The organism is Qipengyuania pacifica, assembly GCF_019711555.1.
Taxonomy (GTDB): Bacteria; Pseudomonadota; Alphaproteobacteria; order Sphingomonadales; family Sphingomonadaceae; genus Qipengyuania; species Qipengyuania pacifica.
The window spans coordinates 386,811-402,500 of the sequence record NZ_JAIGNQ010000004.1 but is presented as its reverse complement, the minus strand read 5'-3'; the positions used below and the strand labels follow the sequence as shown (position 1 = coordinate 402,500).

The window sequence follows — 15,690 nt, the reverse complement described above, 5'->3', positions numbered from 1 at the left end:
GACCTACCAAGTTTTGGAATTGGTGCGGGGCCTTAGCTCAGCTGGGAGAGCACCTGCTTTGCAAGCAGGGGGTCATCGGTTCGATCCCGATAGGCTCCACCAGCCAACCTCCAGAGATGAAACGAAAAGCTATCCGGCTTCGGTCGGTAGCGAGGCGATTTGCGCCTTGCGATCTTTGACATTGTGAATGGGTTTTTAAATCGATGCCGTGGCGCATGGGTTTGATCAACTAACCGGCTCTGGCTGGTGGTGATTGGACGTATGCATCACAAACAAGATCAATCGAATTGATTATCTGGCTGAGATGTTCCTCCGCACTATCGTGAGACTTCGGACTTTTATGCAGGTCTGTCGTTGATGGTGTGGATTCTCAAGCGTGAGGTAAGAGCATTTGGTGGATGCCTTGGCATGTGCAGGCGATGAAGGACGTGGCACGCTGCGATAAGCGTCGGGGAGTTGTGAGCAAACTTTGATCCGGCGATTTCCGAATGGGGAAACCCACCCTCACCATTTCCTTTCGGTCGACCTTCGGGTGGATCGGAAAGAGGTGGATAGGGTATTACCAGACTGAATATATAGGTTTGGTGAAGCGAACCCGGGGAACTGAAACATCTCAGTACCCGGAGGAAAAGACATCAACAGAGATTCCCGTAGTAGTGGCGAGCGAACCGGGACCAGGCCAGTGCCTTCATTTCAACTAGCAAAACACTTTGGAAAGAGTGGCCATAGTGGGTGACAGCCCCGTATGCGAAAGTGATGATGAAGGACTCGAGTAGGGCGGGACACGTGAAATCCTGTCTGAACATGGGGGGACCACCCTCCAAGCCTAAATACTCGCACATGACCGATAGCGAACACAGTACCGTGAGGGAAAGGTGAAAAGCACCCCGATTAGGGGAGTGAAACAGTACCTGAAACCGGATGCTTACAAGCAGTTGGAGCCCCATAGGGGGTGACAGCGTACCTCTTGCATAATGGGTCAGTGACTTAATTTATCGAGCAAGCTTAAGCCGTTAGGTGTAGGCGTAGCGAAAGCGAGTCTGAATAGGGCGACTGAGTTCGATGAATTAGACCCGAACCCCGGCGATCTAGGCATGGCCAGGTTGAAGGTGCGGTAACACGCACTGGAGGACCGAACCGGTGAATGTTGAAAAATTCTCGGATGAGCTGTGTTTAGGGGTGAAAGGCCAATCAAGCCGGGAAATAGCTGGTTCTCCGCGAAATCTATTGAGGTAGAGCGTCGGATGTATGCCGATGGGGGTAGAGCACTGGATGGGCTAGGGCTGCGCGAGCGGTACCAAACCTAACCAAACTCCGAATACCATCGAGTCTTATCCGGCAGACAGACGGCGGGTGCTAAGGTCCGTCGTCAAAAGGGAAACAGCCCTAACCTACAGCTAAGGTCCCCAAGTCATATCTAAGTGGGAAAGCATGTGGGAATCCCAAAACAACCAGGAGGTTGGCTTAGAAGCAGCCATCCTTTAAAGAAAGCGTAACAGCTCACTGGTCTAAATAAGGGTTCCTGCGGCGAAGATGTAACGGGGCTAAAGATATGCACCGAAGCTTAGGGTTCAGAATTTATTCTGAGCGGTAGCGGAGCGTTCCGTAAGCGAGCGAAGGAGAAGGGTAACCGACTCTGGACGTATCGGAAGTGCGAATGCTGACATGAGTAGCGACAAAGAGGGTGAGATGCCCTCTCGCCGAAAGACCAAGGGTTCCTGCGCAACGCTAATCGGCGCAGGGTTAGCCGGCCCCTAAGACGAGCCCGAAGGGGGTAGTCGATGGGAACCACGTAAATATTCGTGGGCCTGAAGATGTGTGACGGATCGTGGAAGTTGTTTTCTCTTATTGGATTGAGAGGGCAGCCAAGCGGTTCCAGGAAATAGCCTCTTCATATAGACCGTACCCGAAACCGACACAGGTGGTCAGGTAGAGTATACCAAGGCGCTTGAGAGAAGTATCCTGAAGGAACTCGGCAAATTGCCTCCGTACCTTCGGAAGAAGGAGGCCCCATATCGACGCAAGTCTTTGTGGGGGGCACAGGCCAGGGGGTAGCGACTGTTTAGCAAAAACACAGCACTCTGCTAAGTCGGCTTCAAGACGACGTATAGGGTGTGACGCCTGCCCGGTGCTCGAAGGTTAAGAGGAGGAGTGCAAGCTCCGAATTGAAGCCCGAGTAAACGGCGGCCGTAACTATAACGGTCCTAAGGTAGCGAAATTCCTTGTCGGGTAAGTTCCGACCTGCACGAATGGCGTAACGACTTCCCCACTGTCTCCAGGATATGCTCAGCGAAATTGAATTCTCCGTGAAGATGCGGAGTACCCGCGGTTAGACGGAAAGACCCCGTGCACCTTTACTGCAGCTTCAGAGTGGCATTAGGAAATTACTGTGTAGCATAGGTGGGAGGCTTTGAAGCGACGGCGCCAGCTGTCGTGGAGCCATAGGTGAAATACCACCCTGTGATTTTCTGATGTCTAACCTCGCACCGTTAGCCGGTGTAGGGACCCTCTGTGGCGGGTAGTTTGACTGGGGCGGTCGCCTCCTAAAGAGTAACGGAGGCGCGCGATGGTATGCTCAGGACGGTTGGAAACCGTCTGCAAGAGTGCAATGGCATAAGCATGCCTGACTGCGAGACCGACAGGTCGAGCAGAGACGAAAGTCGGTCATAGTGATCCGGTGGTCCCTCGTGGAAGGGCCATCGCTCAACGGATAAAAGGTACGCCGGGGATAACAGGCTGATGATTCCCAAGAGCTCATATCGACGGAATCGTTTGGCACCTCGATGTCGGCTCATCACATCCTGGGGCTGGAGCAGGTCCCAAGGGTTTGGCTGTTCGCCAATTAAAGTGGTACGTGAGCTGGGTTCAGAACGTCGCGAGACAGTTTGGTCCCTATCTGCCGTGGGCGTCGATTGTTGAAAGGAGTTGCCCCTAGTACGAGAGGACCGGGGTGAACGTACCTCTGGTGTACCTGTCATCCTGCCAAGGGTGCCGCAGGGTAGCTATGTACGGACGGGATAACCGCTGAAAGCATCTAAGCGGGAAGCCTCCCTTGAGATAAGCAATCTTCGAACCGTCATAGACCATGACGTTGATAGGCCGGGTGTGGAAGCGCAGTAATGTGTGGAGCTAACCGGTCCTAATAGTTCTTTTCGCGCTTGTAGGATCCATACCATCAACGACAGCCCTGTTCTTACACAGGTCAGGCTGTCCGCGATCGGAGGAAACTTCGAAGCCGGATAAGCCCTCAAAAGCTCAACAAACATCGATTTAAAATACCGAACCGGTCCCCTTGGGTTTACCCAGGGCGACCAGCCCGCCTGCTTTATTGCTTGGTGGCTATAGCGTCTGTGACCCACCCGATCCCATCTCGAACTCGGACGTGAAACCGGACAGCGCCGATGGTACTAGTGCCTAAGCACTGGAAGAGTAGGTCGTCGCCAGGCATTATAGCAGACGGGCTCGGTACAAACCCATTCACAATTTCAAAAAAGCCGCTGCCGGTGCACACCGCGCGGCGGCTTTTTCGTCTCTGGATACCATCCAGAAGACACACATACGGTACCGCGGGGTGGAGCAGTCCGGTAGCTCGTCAGGCTCATAACCTGAAGGTCGTTGGTTCAAATCCAACCCCCGCAACCAAAACAAACAAGGGCTCCGCCAACCGGCAGAGCCCCTTTTTTATGCCTCCCAGAATCACGCGCGAAATAGAGGCGCGCGGAACAGAAGCGCCCGGCAGTTCGGATGCGCACTCCAGATAAGGCGCGCGGTTGTGACGCTGGGTGTATTCGGCTCTTAGGGTCTTATAAGTCACGGCCGGCACCGGGGCGGGAACCCCTACTAAGTCTCCGTGAAGCTGGTGGTGGCGATCTGCTCCTATTCAAAACGGCGTGTAATTTTGAGAACGGTAAGGTGGCTTAAGGCCTACGGTTGCAGGAAGGTCGGCATCTTGAAGCTAGCCGCAGGGGCTGACGCATGGTTCTCGAGCTTTGGTTCGCCCGCTTTCCCACCGCCTCTGCACAAGGGGCACCTTCTCGAGCGGTAGTTACAATAAATGCCGGAGAAGCGCTTCGGTGTGATGGGAAGCGTTTCTCCGGCATTTTTGTCCGTGCATATTGTGCGGCGAAGCCGCTCGGTTCATCGGCCGCCTTGTTCGCGGCCTGCATTGAGCAAGCGACGACTTCCAAGCGCCAGAACCAATAGTGACAAGAAAGCCAATGCCGCGAGGGCTTCGGTCGCCAGGGTTCCGCCGGAGCTACGGGGTTCATATCGTGGGATCATTGCGAAGTCGCTGTGGTCGAAGGCCTGTTCCTCGAAGAAGTAGGGGTAATAGAACTGGCGAAGCTTCGTGTGGAAGGCAGCTATGCTGTCCTGATAGGCCAGCTGGCCTTCGATGTCGGTGTCCGCCATGCGGTGCAGCACATTCATGGTCCCGACGCCAGGCAGGACGTAGCCCAACAGCCTGGTCATCGTCTCGCGCGTCTTCAGACTATCGCGATAGGCGCTGACCTCTGCAGCCACTGCTTCATCGCCGACCTGATGGATGGCGTAATACCATTTCCAGTGGAAGCGCCCTTCGAACTCTTCCTGGCCGCGCCATTCGGGATGATTAACAAAGAAGCGCGCAAACGTTTCTTCTTTCGGTACGTCCCAACCGTGATGGACCACTTCGCGTTGTGCCAGGGTCAGATCGACGCCTTTGGCCACGGGCACGGTCCGCGCGATGACAGCATGAGCGAGCGTAGGCAGGATGAGCGTCAGAATGATCCAGCAACCGATCATCGTTGCGGCTGCGGTCGTGGATGCACGCATCGACCCGCCGATCAACATCGCAAGACCGAACCAGAAGGCGCTGTAAAGAGCGGCGATGAGGATCATCGTTGCAATGCTGACTGCAGGCGCAGCCATAATCATAGCGCCGATGATCAGCGGCAGCCCTATCGCCAAAAGAACTGCGGTGTAGCGCAGACCCACGCGCCGGCGCCACAGGCCATTGTCGGGAAGGGACAGAAGTAACCGAAGCCGGCCGCCTTCCCGTTCCGCCGTTACCAGATCGTGCCCAAGCGCGATGACTACGAGCGGCAGGAGATAGATCAGGACGAAAGCCCAATCGAAAACACCCGGCAGAGCGAGTTCCGGATTGTAGGTTTCGGAATCGTAGAGCTGTGACTGCAGGCCGAGGGCACGCACGCGCAGAACATAGGGTTGCAGGTCACGCTGGCCGATCGCCGCGAAAGCGAGCGGGGGAGGGGGATCCTGCGTGAGCATGAAAGCATAATAGGCGTTGTAACCTGCCTCGCCTTCGGGACCCGCATTGGCTTCTTCTACAGCTGCGAGGTCGCGCACCTGCTCACGCTGGACCCGTTCGATTGTTGCGCGTTGATCGTGCACCTGAACTATGCCGGACCAGACTGACGCCGCAGAAAGGACCAGCAGCAGGATCAGAGCCAAGACATTGCGGTTCGAGCGCAGCAAGAGACGTGCTTCGGGACGCCAGAGGGAGTGGGAATGGTTCATCGTGCGACTCCTCCGATGCGGCGGGCGGCAAAGAGTGCCAGCACGCAGAGCGCTGCCAGCCAGCCAGCCAGCACCAACAGGGGCCATATAATCCGGGTCCCATCGGCAAGGGGATTGAACGGTGAATAGGAAAAGCGCGGAACCTCCTGCCAGTATGCGGCAGAAATTCGGGGGTCTTCGCCTCCTATCTCGGGCAGGAGCTCGGCCTGCATGCGGTTCAGCCGCTGCACGAATTCATACCGGAAGGCCTCCGACTGATCGAGGAAATCCTGATGCGCGGCGGGATCACTGCCGGCCAAGGTCATCGACAGCTGACGGATTGCAATGAGCGGGCTGAGCACGGAGAAGGTGTGGACGAAGGCATTCTGCTCCCGTTCTCGAGCAGCCTGGCGCTGCCCTGCATCGGCATAGATCTGCGTCGTTAGACGTTCTCCTTCAATGGCCACCAATCCGGCGTATTGGACTGGAAGTTCCTCGACCGTCCTCACGCCGTATCGATTAAGAACCTCGTCGCGGAAATCGTTGAAATAGGGATCGTCGGGATCGTGACTGTCGCCTATTTCGAGTAGATCGCGATGTAGAGCGATTTCTGTCTCGATCTTCGTGGCGAGCTGATTTTGAGCCGAGGCGGCTTCGGGAAGTGCTCGCGGCAGAAGGATGATCGTGATCATCCACAGACCCATCAGGATCGCCAGTGCGTCGCGCGGCCGTGCCACAAGGGCAGAGATAATCACGCTGGCGAACGCCCACAGGAGCAGCCAGCAAGCATATGCGATGATTATCACGCTGACGGTTGCCCAATTGGCGGCGCCGGTGGCGGCGAAGCCCAGCAGCAGCGCGAAAGCGGGCAACCCTACCGCTAGCGCGATAGCGCCATGGCCGAGCATCTTGCCGGCAATCAGGCTCCGCCCGCCGATACCCTGCGCTAAGAGCAGTTTCAGGGTCGCGCGCTCCTTTTCCCGAGCAACACTGGCGAAGGCGAGAAAGATCAAAAGCAAAGGCGCCAGCGTTTGCAAAATAAAGGCCGGCGTCAGCTGGCCAAAACGCAGCAGCAACGAGGATTGACGAGCCTCGGCAAAGTTCGCGCTGTTCTGACGGTGACCTTCGAGGAAGATCGTGTTTCCGGTGAAGCTGTTCACGCCCGCATCGAAGAAGGCGAGCGGCGCAATGGGGCGAAACAGAAACTGGCCATAATGAACCATGCGGTGCGGATGGCGATCGGGCTGGGCGTCGAAGGTTTCGTCGACACTCGTCTGATACCGGGTCCGATCCGTTTCGATGGCGCTTCGGCGTTCCAGGCTCGTGAAGCCAGCGACCAGTATGAGAAGCACGAGCAGACCAGTGGCGATCAGGCCGGAACGGTTGCGCGCGAGCATGCGCCATTCTTCCCTCGCGATCAGCTTTACGGCAGTCATGCGGGCGCTCCTGCGACCAAGGTGTAGCGATCGTGAAGGGCGTTGAGGTCGAAGCGTGGACCGGCAGTGCTCGCCGTTTGCTCCTCCTCGATTTTCCCTTCGCTCAGGAACCCGATCCGGTCGGCGATGTCGACTGCGCTGACGAGATCATGAGTTACCATGAGGACCGCGACTTCACGCTCGCGCGCGGCATCGAGCAGCCGATTGAATTCCAATACGGCGCGGGGGTCCAAGCCGGAGGTCGGTTCGTCGAGCAGCAGCACGGGGACGTCACGCGCCAGGGCAAGTGCGATGGCGACCTTCTGACACATACCCTTGGAAAAGCCGGACAGGCGTTTGTCCCACGCCGCCTGGGTGAGGCCCACCGCGGAAAGCGCGGCCTCGATCGCATCGTCTCCCCGCTCGGCCTTTGCGAGGGCAAGGAAGTATCCGATGTTCTCGCGCGCGGTGAGATGCTCGTAGAGGGAAACATTCTCTGGCACATAGGCCATCTGGGAACGGGCGGCGCGCGCGTCTGCCACCGGATCGGTCCCGCACACTCGCACCGAGCCCGAGCCCGGTCTGAGAAAGCCGAGTAGGGCGGACAAGGTTGTCGACTTGCCAGCTCCGTTGCCTCCTAGCAGGGCGTAGATTTCCCCGCGTTGGACTGTGAGGTCGAGCCCGCGCAAGACGGGATTGGCGCCGTAACTGTGGTGCAGACCATCGATCGCGATGGCTGGAGCGGTGAATATATTGGTCATGATCAGAATCCTGCCCTGAAGCCGAGTGTTGCAGTGCGGGGGGCGCCGGGCTGAACCCAGAGCTGCGAGTAGCTGTTGGCGTACCAATTGGCGTCGAACAGGTTAGCGATGGTGCCGAAAAGTGTGACGTTCGGCATTATCTCGGCTTCGCCGAAGATGCGGAAAAGCGCGTGATCGGGCAGATAGAAATCCGTGCCCGTCGCACCAAGTCGTTCGCCAACATACTGGATGCCGCCGCCCAATTTGGCGTCGTGCCCGGCGACGGCGAAGCTCTTCGATATTTGCGCGTTAAGCGTGTGGTCCGGAATATTGAGCAGCGGATCGCCCGGTACGATCACGAAGGAGAAGTTCGGATCGAGCACGCTCGATCGCGATTCCGCATCGACATAGGCGTAGCTGAGGAGAACATCGAGGTCGCCGGGCATGTGTCCTTCGACATCAAGCTCCACACCTCGACTTCTCGCCTCACCGATGGCGACTGAGAAGCCCGGATTATTGATATCGCTTGCCAGCACATTGTTCTTGTCGAGCTGATATATCGAGAAGGTTCCGGTCAGTGCGCCGTTCAGCAGTGTCAGCTTGGCGCCCGCCTCGATCGATCGGCTGCTCTCGGGATCGAAAATTCGGCCTGTAACGTCGGTGCCAATGTTCGCCCGGAAGCCTTCACTATAGGCCGCAAAGAGCGTGATGGTCGGCGCGAGTTCGTAAACGAGACCGAACTGCGGACTGATGCGGCCATCCTTGCGCTCGCTGTTCACCCCGGTGAGATGATTTTCCGTGCGCAGCGTGAAATCATCGTAGCGTGCGCCGAGCCGCACCTGGAGGCTGTCGGTCAGTTCGATCTGGTCCTGCACGAAGATCCCGGTCGACGTCTGCCGGTCCAAGCGGTCGTTGTTCGGCAGCGGTGACGGCGGATCGAAGCGACCATAAACGGGATCGAAGATGTCGATGACGTAGGATTCTGCATCTGTTGGATGGGTCGACAACGCAGGCGGTCTCCGGCGGCCGAATTGCTGATAATTGTCGAACTCGTCGTGGTCGGCGCCAAAAAGCACACGATGGCGCAGTGGGCCGGTCGCGAATTCTCCGCTCACTTCGCCACGAACGACCGTCTGTTGGGAATCGTAAAGGCGAGAGCGTCGTTCGCGAGCAAGTGAGCGCCCGTCGCGGAACAATTTCTGACGGGATCCGCTGAGGTCTGGGTCGGACGACAACCCTGTAAGCAAGGTATCGCGAATGCTGCCGCCCAGAAGCACGCTCCAGCGATCATTGAAGTCGTGCTGCACGCGAAGTGAATGGCCTTCAGCCCGCGCGATGTGATCGCCGTCGCCCGGCTCACCGAGATAACGGTTGCGAGGAACGGTCTCGAAATCCCCGTTTAGCACAACGATCCCGCGGTCGAACGGCACTTCGACACGGGTCTTTTCCAAATCGTAGGTAACTCGCGTATCCGGTCCGATTGCCAACCCGATCGAAGGCAGGAAGCCCCAGCGATACTCGTTGACAGTATCGCGAAACGTGTCGCCATCTTCGATATATCCGATCAATCGCGCGCTCAGGGCGCTAGTGACCGCAATATTGATGTCGGCTTCCGAGCGCAGTCTGTCAAAGCTGCCGAATTGCGCACTGCCAGTTCCAAAGGTGTCGCCGATCTGCGCCTGCTTGGTCACGAGATTGACTGTCCCACCGGGTTCGCCGCGACCCAGCAAGGCAGCGGCAGGGCCTTTCAGGACTTCGATGCGCTCGATCCCCGCCGTGTCCCGTTCCCCGCCGAAACCGCGTCCTCCATTAAAGCCATTGACCAGATAGCCGGTCGGGATGTTCTCATCGCCTGCAAAGCCGCGAATGGCGAAGGAATCCCATAACCCACCGAGCGTATTCTGGCGCGCGACCGAGGCGTTGAGATCAAGCGCGTCGTTAAGTCTGACGAGATTGTTTTCTTCAAGCGTTTCGGAATCAATCAGGTCGATCGACTGAGGAATTTCGGTCACGGCAAAGTTTCCGCGATACGCTTGGCGCACACCACTGACGACAATCGCCGAACTGCCATCCGGTGCGCTCGCCGTGTCCTCCTCTGGCATGCTGATGTTCTGCGCATGGACATTCGCCGTGGGCGCGATCAGACACAGGGAGGCAATAGCGTAAGCGGCAGTAGAAGGCTGAATGATCATTGTATTCCAAGACAGGAGGGGCATAGGGCATGAGACTATATCTCATAACGCCGCGCCCATACCTGACGATCTGCCGAGGTCAATGATATAGTGTAACTTTCTTTACGAGCCGAGGACGTCGCACGCTCGAACCACCGTTGTGTGAGGTTACTCGTGGCGCGCCCGAATGGTCTTGCTCGTGCCCATCTCGTTCACGGCTACGAAGGTGAACGCCGCTGTCGCAGCATGGACACGGGTTCCGCTTAGAAGGTCTTCGGACCAGATTTCCACCGCAACGCGGACGGAACTGCGCCCCGTCATCTTCACCTCGGCGACCAGTTCGACCATATCGCCTTCCCTGATTGGCGCGACGAAATCGATGCGGTCTGAAGATGCCATCACCAAGACCTCGCGTGTATGGCGGGTGGCCGCGATAAAAGCCGCTTTGCCCATCATCCTCAGCGCGTCGCCCCCGTAGAGCGTGCCGTAGTGGTTGGTTTGCCCGGGAAACACCATCTCCGCGAGCCGAAGAACAGAACTCTGCTCGATGGGGGCGCATTCGAACATCGCCGGAAGCGGCAGTTTTGTCGTGGGGCCTTTTCTTGCCACCAATGTGAAGCGCCCGCGGGTGCATAGGCGTCGTTCACCCGAAACCGGCGCTTCTGCGATCAGCTCGACTTCGACATCGAGTGAACTTGTGCCCACGCGTACGAGGTGTCCTGTCACTTCCACCAGATCGCCTTCTTGCGCGGGAGCGGCGAAGTCGATCTTCTGCGATGAGGCGGTGACGAAGGGCGCGCGTCCGTGGCGCGAGGCAGCGAGAAATGCGACCTTGTCCATGTGCGCCAGTGCGACGCCGCCGAACAGCGTCCCGTGATGGTTCGTGTCGCCAGGGAACACGATGTCGATCAACTGCACGGCGGGCCGCGCGTCCTTCGTCTTACTCATCGGATTATGCCTCGGTGTTTGTTTCTGCACGCAAGGTTCGGGCGGCCGATACCATCGCGGCGATTGCAGGTTTGACTTCGTCCCAACCGCGGGTCTTCAGCCCGCAATCGGGATTTACCCAAAGCTGCTCCGGACGCAGATGCTTCTGCGCTAGTCGCATCAATGCAACCATCTCGTCCTCGCCCGGGACGCGCGCCGAGTGGATGTCGTAAATTCCCGGCCCGATTGCGCTGGGATAGCGATAGCTGGCAAAACCCGCGAGCAACTCCATCTGCGAACGTGCAGTTTCGATCGAGATGACGTCGGTGTCCATGGCGCCGATCGAAGGCAGAATGTCGTTGAACTCCGAATAGCACATATGCGTATGGATCTGGGTCTGGTTGCCGACGCCGGCAGCCGCGAGGCGGAAACAGTCGACCGCCCAATCCAGATAGGCCGGCCAGTCACGCTCGCGCAGGGGAAGTCCTTCCCGCAGCGCTGCCTCATCGATCTGGATCGCCTTGCAGCCCGCCGCTTCCAAGTCGAGTACCTCGTCGCGGATCGCCAGCGCGATCTGGCGGCAACTCGCCTCTCGGGGCTGATCGTCGCGCACGAAACTCCAGTTGAGGATCGTGACCGGACCGGTCAGCATGCCTTTGACAGGCTTGTCGGTCAGCCCCTGAGCATAGCGCCACCAATCGACCGTCATCGGTTCGGGCCGCGATACGTCGCCGTAAAGGATAGGCGGCCTGACGCAGCGCGACCCGTAGCTTTGGACCCAGCCATTCACGGTGAAAGCGAAACCCGCAAGCTTCTCGCCGAAATACTGGACCATGTCGTTGCGCTCGAATTCGCCATGGACCAGCATGTCGACCCCGGCCTCTTCCTGCCATCTGATCGCGCGCTCGGTTTCTTGGTGCAGGAAAGCGTCGTAGCTCTTACCGTCCAGTACGCCGCGATTATACTCGGCGCGGGCTTTGCGCACGGCGCCGGTCTGCGGAAAGGACCCGATGGTGGTCGTCGGGAAGAGAGGTAGATTGAGCACCTCGCTCTGAGTTTTGACGCGCTCGGCATGACCCGCGCGGCGTTCACGCATGTCGTGCGTGAGGGCAGCGATCCGTTCGCTGACAGCGCGATCATGGATACGTGCAGCAGTCTTGCGCGCTTCGGTCGCACGGGCGGAGGTGGCCAGCTCAGCCGCGACGCTTTCTCTTCCATTCGCTAACGCCCGGCGCAGCAGATCGAGCTCCTCGATCTTTTGCACTGCAAATGCCAGCCACTGCTTCAACTCATCGTCCAGCTTGCTCTCCAACTGCAGATCGACGGGCGCGTGCAGCAGCGAACAGGAAGGGGCGAGCACCAGATCACGCTGCGCCGCCAGCGGCTCCAGACGATCAAGCAGCGCGGCTAGATCGGCGCGCCAGACATTGCGCCCGTCCACTACGCCGAGCGACAGCAGGCGGTTTTGCGGCACCGCCTTCACCACCGCATCCAATTGCTCCGGCGCGCGCGCCAGATCGATGTGCAGGCCGGCGACCGGCAGGGACGCGGCGAGCGACAGGTTATTTTCCAGACCTCCGAAATAGGTGGCCAGCATGATCTTCGGGCCAGCACGGCCCAGCTTGGCATAAGCGCGGGTAAACGCGCGGCGCTGCCGATCGGTAAGGTCTGTAACGAGGATGGGTTCATCGATCTGCACCCATTCAGCGCCTGCTTCCTCGAGCCGCGCGAGCACAGTGGCATAAAGCGCAAGAACCTCTTCGAGCAGATCGAACGGATCGCTTCCGTACTCTTTTGCAAGGCTCAGCCAGGTTACCGGCCCAAGAATGACCGGACGCGTTTCAAAACCCTGCGCCTTGGCTTCGAGATAGTCCTGCAGAGGCTTGATGTGCCCGAGTTGCAGCCGGGTTTCAGGCTCGATCTCGGGGACAATGAAATGATAGTTGGTGTCGAACCATTTGGTCATCTCGCCAGCGGTCACGCTGCCATGCGCGTGGCCGCAAGTCGCACCGCCGGTCGCACCGCGTGCCATCGCAAAATAGGTTTCGAGCCCAGCTGCCTGGCCGCTGGCGAGGTCATAGCGCGCCGGAATGGCGCCGAGCATCACGCTTGTGTCGAGCACATGGTCGTACAGCGAGAAATCGTTTGAGGGCAGCCAATCGACGCCGAGTGCCTTTTGCCGCGCCCATGTCGCGGTTCTCAAGCCCTGTGCGGCCTCTTCCAATTCGTCTTGTGAAATAGTGCCGGCCCAGAATTTCTCGAGTGCGAACTTCAGTTCGCGGCGTGGGCCGATGCGGGGAAACCCCAAGCTAGCAACGGAAACGGTCATTTTCATTTACCCCGATGAAGACGGGGGAGACCGGTCGGGCGCGCGCGCCGGACGCGCGACGGTAGATCCGGGCGCGCGTCATGCAAGCGACCAGACCGGGCACCCCGCCGGTGGACGTTATCGCGTCGGAGGCAGGTCTCCTGGCTCGCGGGTCAAAGCAAAACGGTCCGTCTTCCCGGAAGGCGAGCCTTCCAGTGACATGAGTGGACCGCCGCTCGCCGCTTACAGTTGCGGGGGCAGCGCCGGCATTGCGCCCTTGTCAGGGCGCGCACCGGCTTCCCGTCTTAGCTCCGGCGCGGCGAACCGACCGGAGAACCTCGACAAACATCCCATCGGCTTTCCAAGCCATCACGTCAATAGAGCATATAAAGAATTCTTTATATGCTCTATTGATAGGCGATCATCCGAATTTTTAATGCCTGTTCGTAAAGCGGACAGGCGTTTTCAGCTCGCCCGTTACTGGACGAGCAGTGCTCAGCGCCGGGCCAGTTCCTCGACGAGGGCAGGGGCGGGATAGATCGTCTCCAACGCCTCCTGCACCGCTGCGGCAGAGACAGCGACGGTTCGATTGAGCGTGCCATCGTATCCGTAATTGCCACCCAGCGAATGGATGTTGCCGTCGAAGGCTGCACCGATCACGGTACCGGCCCGGTCGATCACCGGCGATCCGGAGTTGCCGCCGATGATATCGTTCGTCGTCACGAAATCGTAGGTCGTATTCTTGTCGATCTTCGTCTGGTTTGCAGCGAAGGCCGGTGCCACATCGAAGGGTGCGTTGCCGGTAGCACGCTCAAAGGTTCCGCCCATCGTCGTTTGGAACGGGACCTGATTGCCACGCTCGATCCACCCCTTCACCTGGCCATAGCTGATGCGCAGGGTAAAAGTGGCGTCTGGATAGAGGCTGTCACCGTAGGCGGCAAAGCGCGCATCGGCCAGTTTGACGCCGGCGGCTGCCAGTGGACCCGAATACTGGGCGTCAGCCAGCGCCTTCAATTCGCGCTGGCGCGTGGCCAGTTTGAGCGCGTACTTGATCATGGGATCGTCAGAAGCCTCTACCGCCTCGAGGCCGCCATCCCACAGCGCCTTTCGGACTGCCGGATCGGCGAGGGAAGTGCCGTTTACCAGCCGTTCGACAAGCTGTTCCGGGCTCTCCTTCCCGAGCAGAAGCTTGGTGTCGGGATCGTCCACGCCGAGATATTCGCGCGCCTTGGATAGGCTCCATTCCATGCCCAGTTCATCCAGCCACGGATAGACGGGCCGTTCGTCGAGCACCTGCTTTTCAGTTAGCGGCAGGGCGCTGTCGGTGTAGCCGGGCAGACGCTCTGAATTGGGTTTGCCGCGTTCCTGTGCCGCAAAGACCAGAGTTTGCGCGTAGCTGTAAAGATCGCCCGATGGCTGGGTGAAACGCAGGGGATAGTAGAGCGCGCGGTACGCGTTCATCGCCTCATCCACCGTCGTCCAGGGATCTCCAATCTCACTATCGCCCGCAACCTGCTGGCGCAGATCGTTCTGCGCTTCGGCGAGTTTGGCAGTGAAAGCCGGATCGTTAAGCGCTTTGGTGCGACCGATATAAACCTTCAGACTGTTCTCGATGCCGCTAAGCATGTCGCCGCCTTCGCGGGCATGTTCCTTGCTTTCTTCCATTGCGCGGATCAACCGACCACGCAGTTCGCTGAGCGTGGCGACCGTAACCGGGAGGCGCACTTCGCGCTCGAATGCCAACTGGCTGTCCGTCCATAGGCGGCTGGTCGATCCCGGGTTGCCAACCACAAAGGTGATTTCGCCTTCTTCCGGAGCGCGAGGGCTCCATTTTAGGTGCTCGGGCGTCGCTACCGGTCGACCATTCTCATATGCGCGCAGAAAGCTTGCATCGAGCGAGTAGCGCGGAAAATTGAAATTGTCCGGGTCGCCGCCAAAGGTCGCGGCTCGATCTTCAGGTGCCCAGGCCAGGCGCACGTCGGAGTACTTGCGATAGGTGTAGAGCTTGTACTGCCCACCACCGAACAGCGTCACCACCTGACAGCGGGTCGTCTCCGAGTCGGGGCAGCCGGCCTTCTCCAGCTCGGCGATCTTCGCGTCGCGCGCTTTGGTCAGCGCCTCTCCGGTCTGCGATCCGATCGCGCCTATCACATCGGGCGTGACGTCCGAGATCATGGTGACCACTTCGGCCTGCTGACCCGGACATTTGAGCTCGGCATCGCGCCGGTCCGCGACGAACCCATTGAGCAGATAGTCGGCAGTTTCGTCCGAATTGTCGAACAGGCAGCTCGCGACACAATGGTGGTTGGTCAGGATCAATCCATCGGGCGATACGAAGCTGGCCGAACAGCCACCCGTCAGTCGCACAGCCGAATTGCGCACCGTATCGAGCCACGCCTGATCGGGAGCCCAGCCATACTGCTCGCGGACCTGTTCGGCTGGAAAACCGTCGAACGTCCACATGCCTTCTTCTGCCATGGCAGGTTGCGAAGCCAGCGCACAAATGGCGGTGGCGGCAAAAAGTGCGTTTCGATTGATTTGCATCTGACTGTTCCTCCTGGACCGCAAACTGGTTCGAGGGCGGTCATACGATCTGTAGTATGGCCGCTCTTGGCGATATGTTAGACCTCTTC

General features: G+C 58.8%; 7 protein-coding genes, 3 tRNA genes, 2 rRNA genes and 1 riboswitch (1 of these 13 cut by a window edge). Of the genes, 5 read left to right on the top strand and 7 right to left on the bottom strand.

The window, feature by feature from the left end:
• The 5 genes from K3177_RS14485 to K3177_RS14465 form a co-directional block, all read left to right on the top strand.
• A tRNA-Ile gene (locus tag K3177_RS14485) sits at window positions 1–9 on the top strand (it extends 68 nt beyond the left edge of the window).
• A gap of 17 nt (window positions 10–26) precedes the next feature.
• Window positions 27–102: transfer RNA gene (locus K3177_RS14480), tRNA-Ala, on the top strand.
• Between the two features lie 269 nt (window positions 103–371).
• Window positions 372–3,163, top strand: a 23S ribosomal RNA gene (locus K3177_RS14475).
• 168 nt (window positions 3,164–3,331) lie between these two features.
• Window positions 3,332–3,446: ribosomal RNA gene (rrf, locus tag K3177_RS14470) — 5S ribosomal RNA — on the top strand.
• Between the two features lie 119 nt (window positions 3,447–3,565).
• Window positions 3,566–3,642: transfer RNA gene (locus K3177_RS14465), tRNA-Met, on the top strand.
• A gap of 495 nt (window positions 3,643–4,137) precedes the next feature.
• Here K3177_RS14465 and K3177_RS14460 read toward each other — a convergent pair.
• From K3177_RS14460 to K3177_RS14430, 7 genes are all read right to left on the bottom strand, one after another.
• Window positions 4,138–5,517 carry an ABC transporter permease gene (locus K3177_RS14460; protein ID WP_221598802.1) on the bottom strand — a complete coding sequence of 460 codons (1,380 nt, stop codon included), beginning with the start codon at window positions 5,515–5,517 and terminating at the stop codon, window positions 4,138–4,140.
• Entirely contained in the window at window positions 5,514–6,932 is a 1,419-nt protein-coding gene (locus K3177_RS14455) for an ABC transporter permease (RefSeq protein WP_221598801.1), read from the bottom strand. Before K3177_RS14455 ends, K3177_RS14460 begins: the two co-directional genes overlap by 4 nt.
• The gene (locus tag K3177_RS14450) at window positions 6,929–7,672 is read right to left on the bottom strand and encodes an ABC transporter ATP-binding protein (RefSeq protein ID WP_221598800.1); all 744 of its coding nucleotides are present in this window, start codon (window positions 7,670–7,672) and stop codon (window positions 6,929–6,931) included. Before K3177_RS14450 ends, K3177_RS14455 begins: the two co-directional genes overlap by 4 nt.
• Window positions 7,673–7,674: 2 nt before the next feature.
• Window positions 7,675–9,753, bottom strand: a complete 2,079-nt coding sequence (locus K3177_RS14445) for a TonB-dependent siderophore receptor (RefSeq protein ID WP_420493681.1) — start codon at window positions 9,751–9,753, stop codon at window positions 7,675–7,677.
• A gap of 237 nt (window positions 9,754–9,990) precedes the next feature.
• Complete coding sequence (locus K3177_RS14440) at window positions 9,991–10,770, bottom strand: acyl-CoA thioesterase (protein WP_221598798.1); 780 nt, start codon at window positions 10,768–10,770, stop codon at window positions 9,991–9,993.
• 4 nt (window positions 10,771–10,774) lie between these two features.
• Window positions 10,775–13,078: a 5-methyltetrahydropteroyltriglutamate--homocysteine S-methyltransferase gene (gene metE / locus K3177_RS14435; protein WP_221598797.1), complete on the bottom strand. Its 2,304-nt coding sequence runs from the start codon at window positions 13,076–13,078 to the stop codon at window positions 10,775–10,777.
• A gap of 113 nt (window positions 13,079–13,191) precedes the next feature.
• A riboswitch (cobalamin riboswitch) is annotated at window positions 13,192–13,413 on the bottom strand.
• A gap of 139 nt (window positions 13,414–13,552) precedes the next feature.
• Window positions 13,553–15,601, bottom strand: a complete 2,049-nt coding sequence (locus K3177_RS14430) for a S46 family peptidase (protein ID WP_221598796.1) — start codon at window positions 15,599–15,601, stop codon at window positions 13,553–13,555.
• Between the last annotated feature and the right edge of the window lie 89 nt (window positions 15,602–15,690).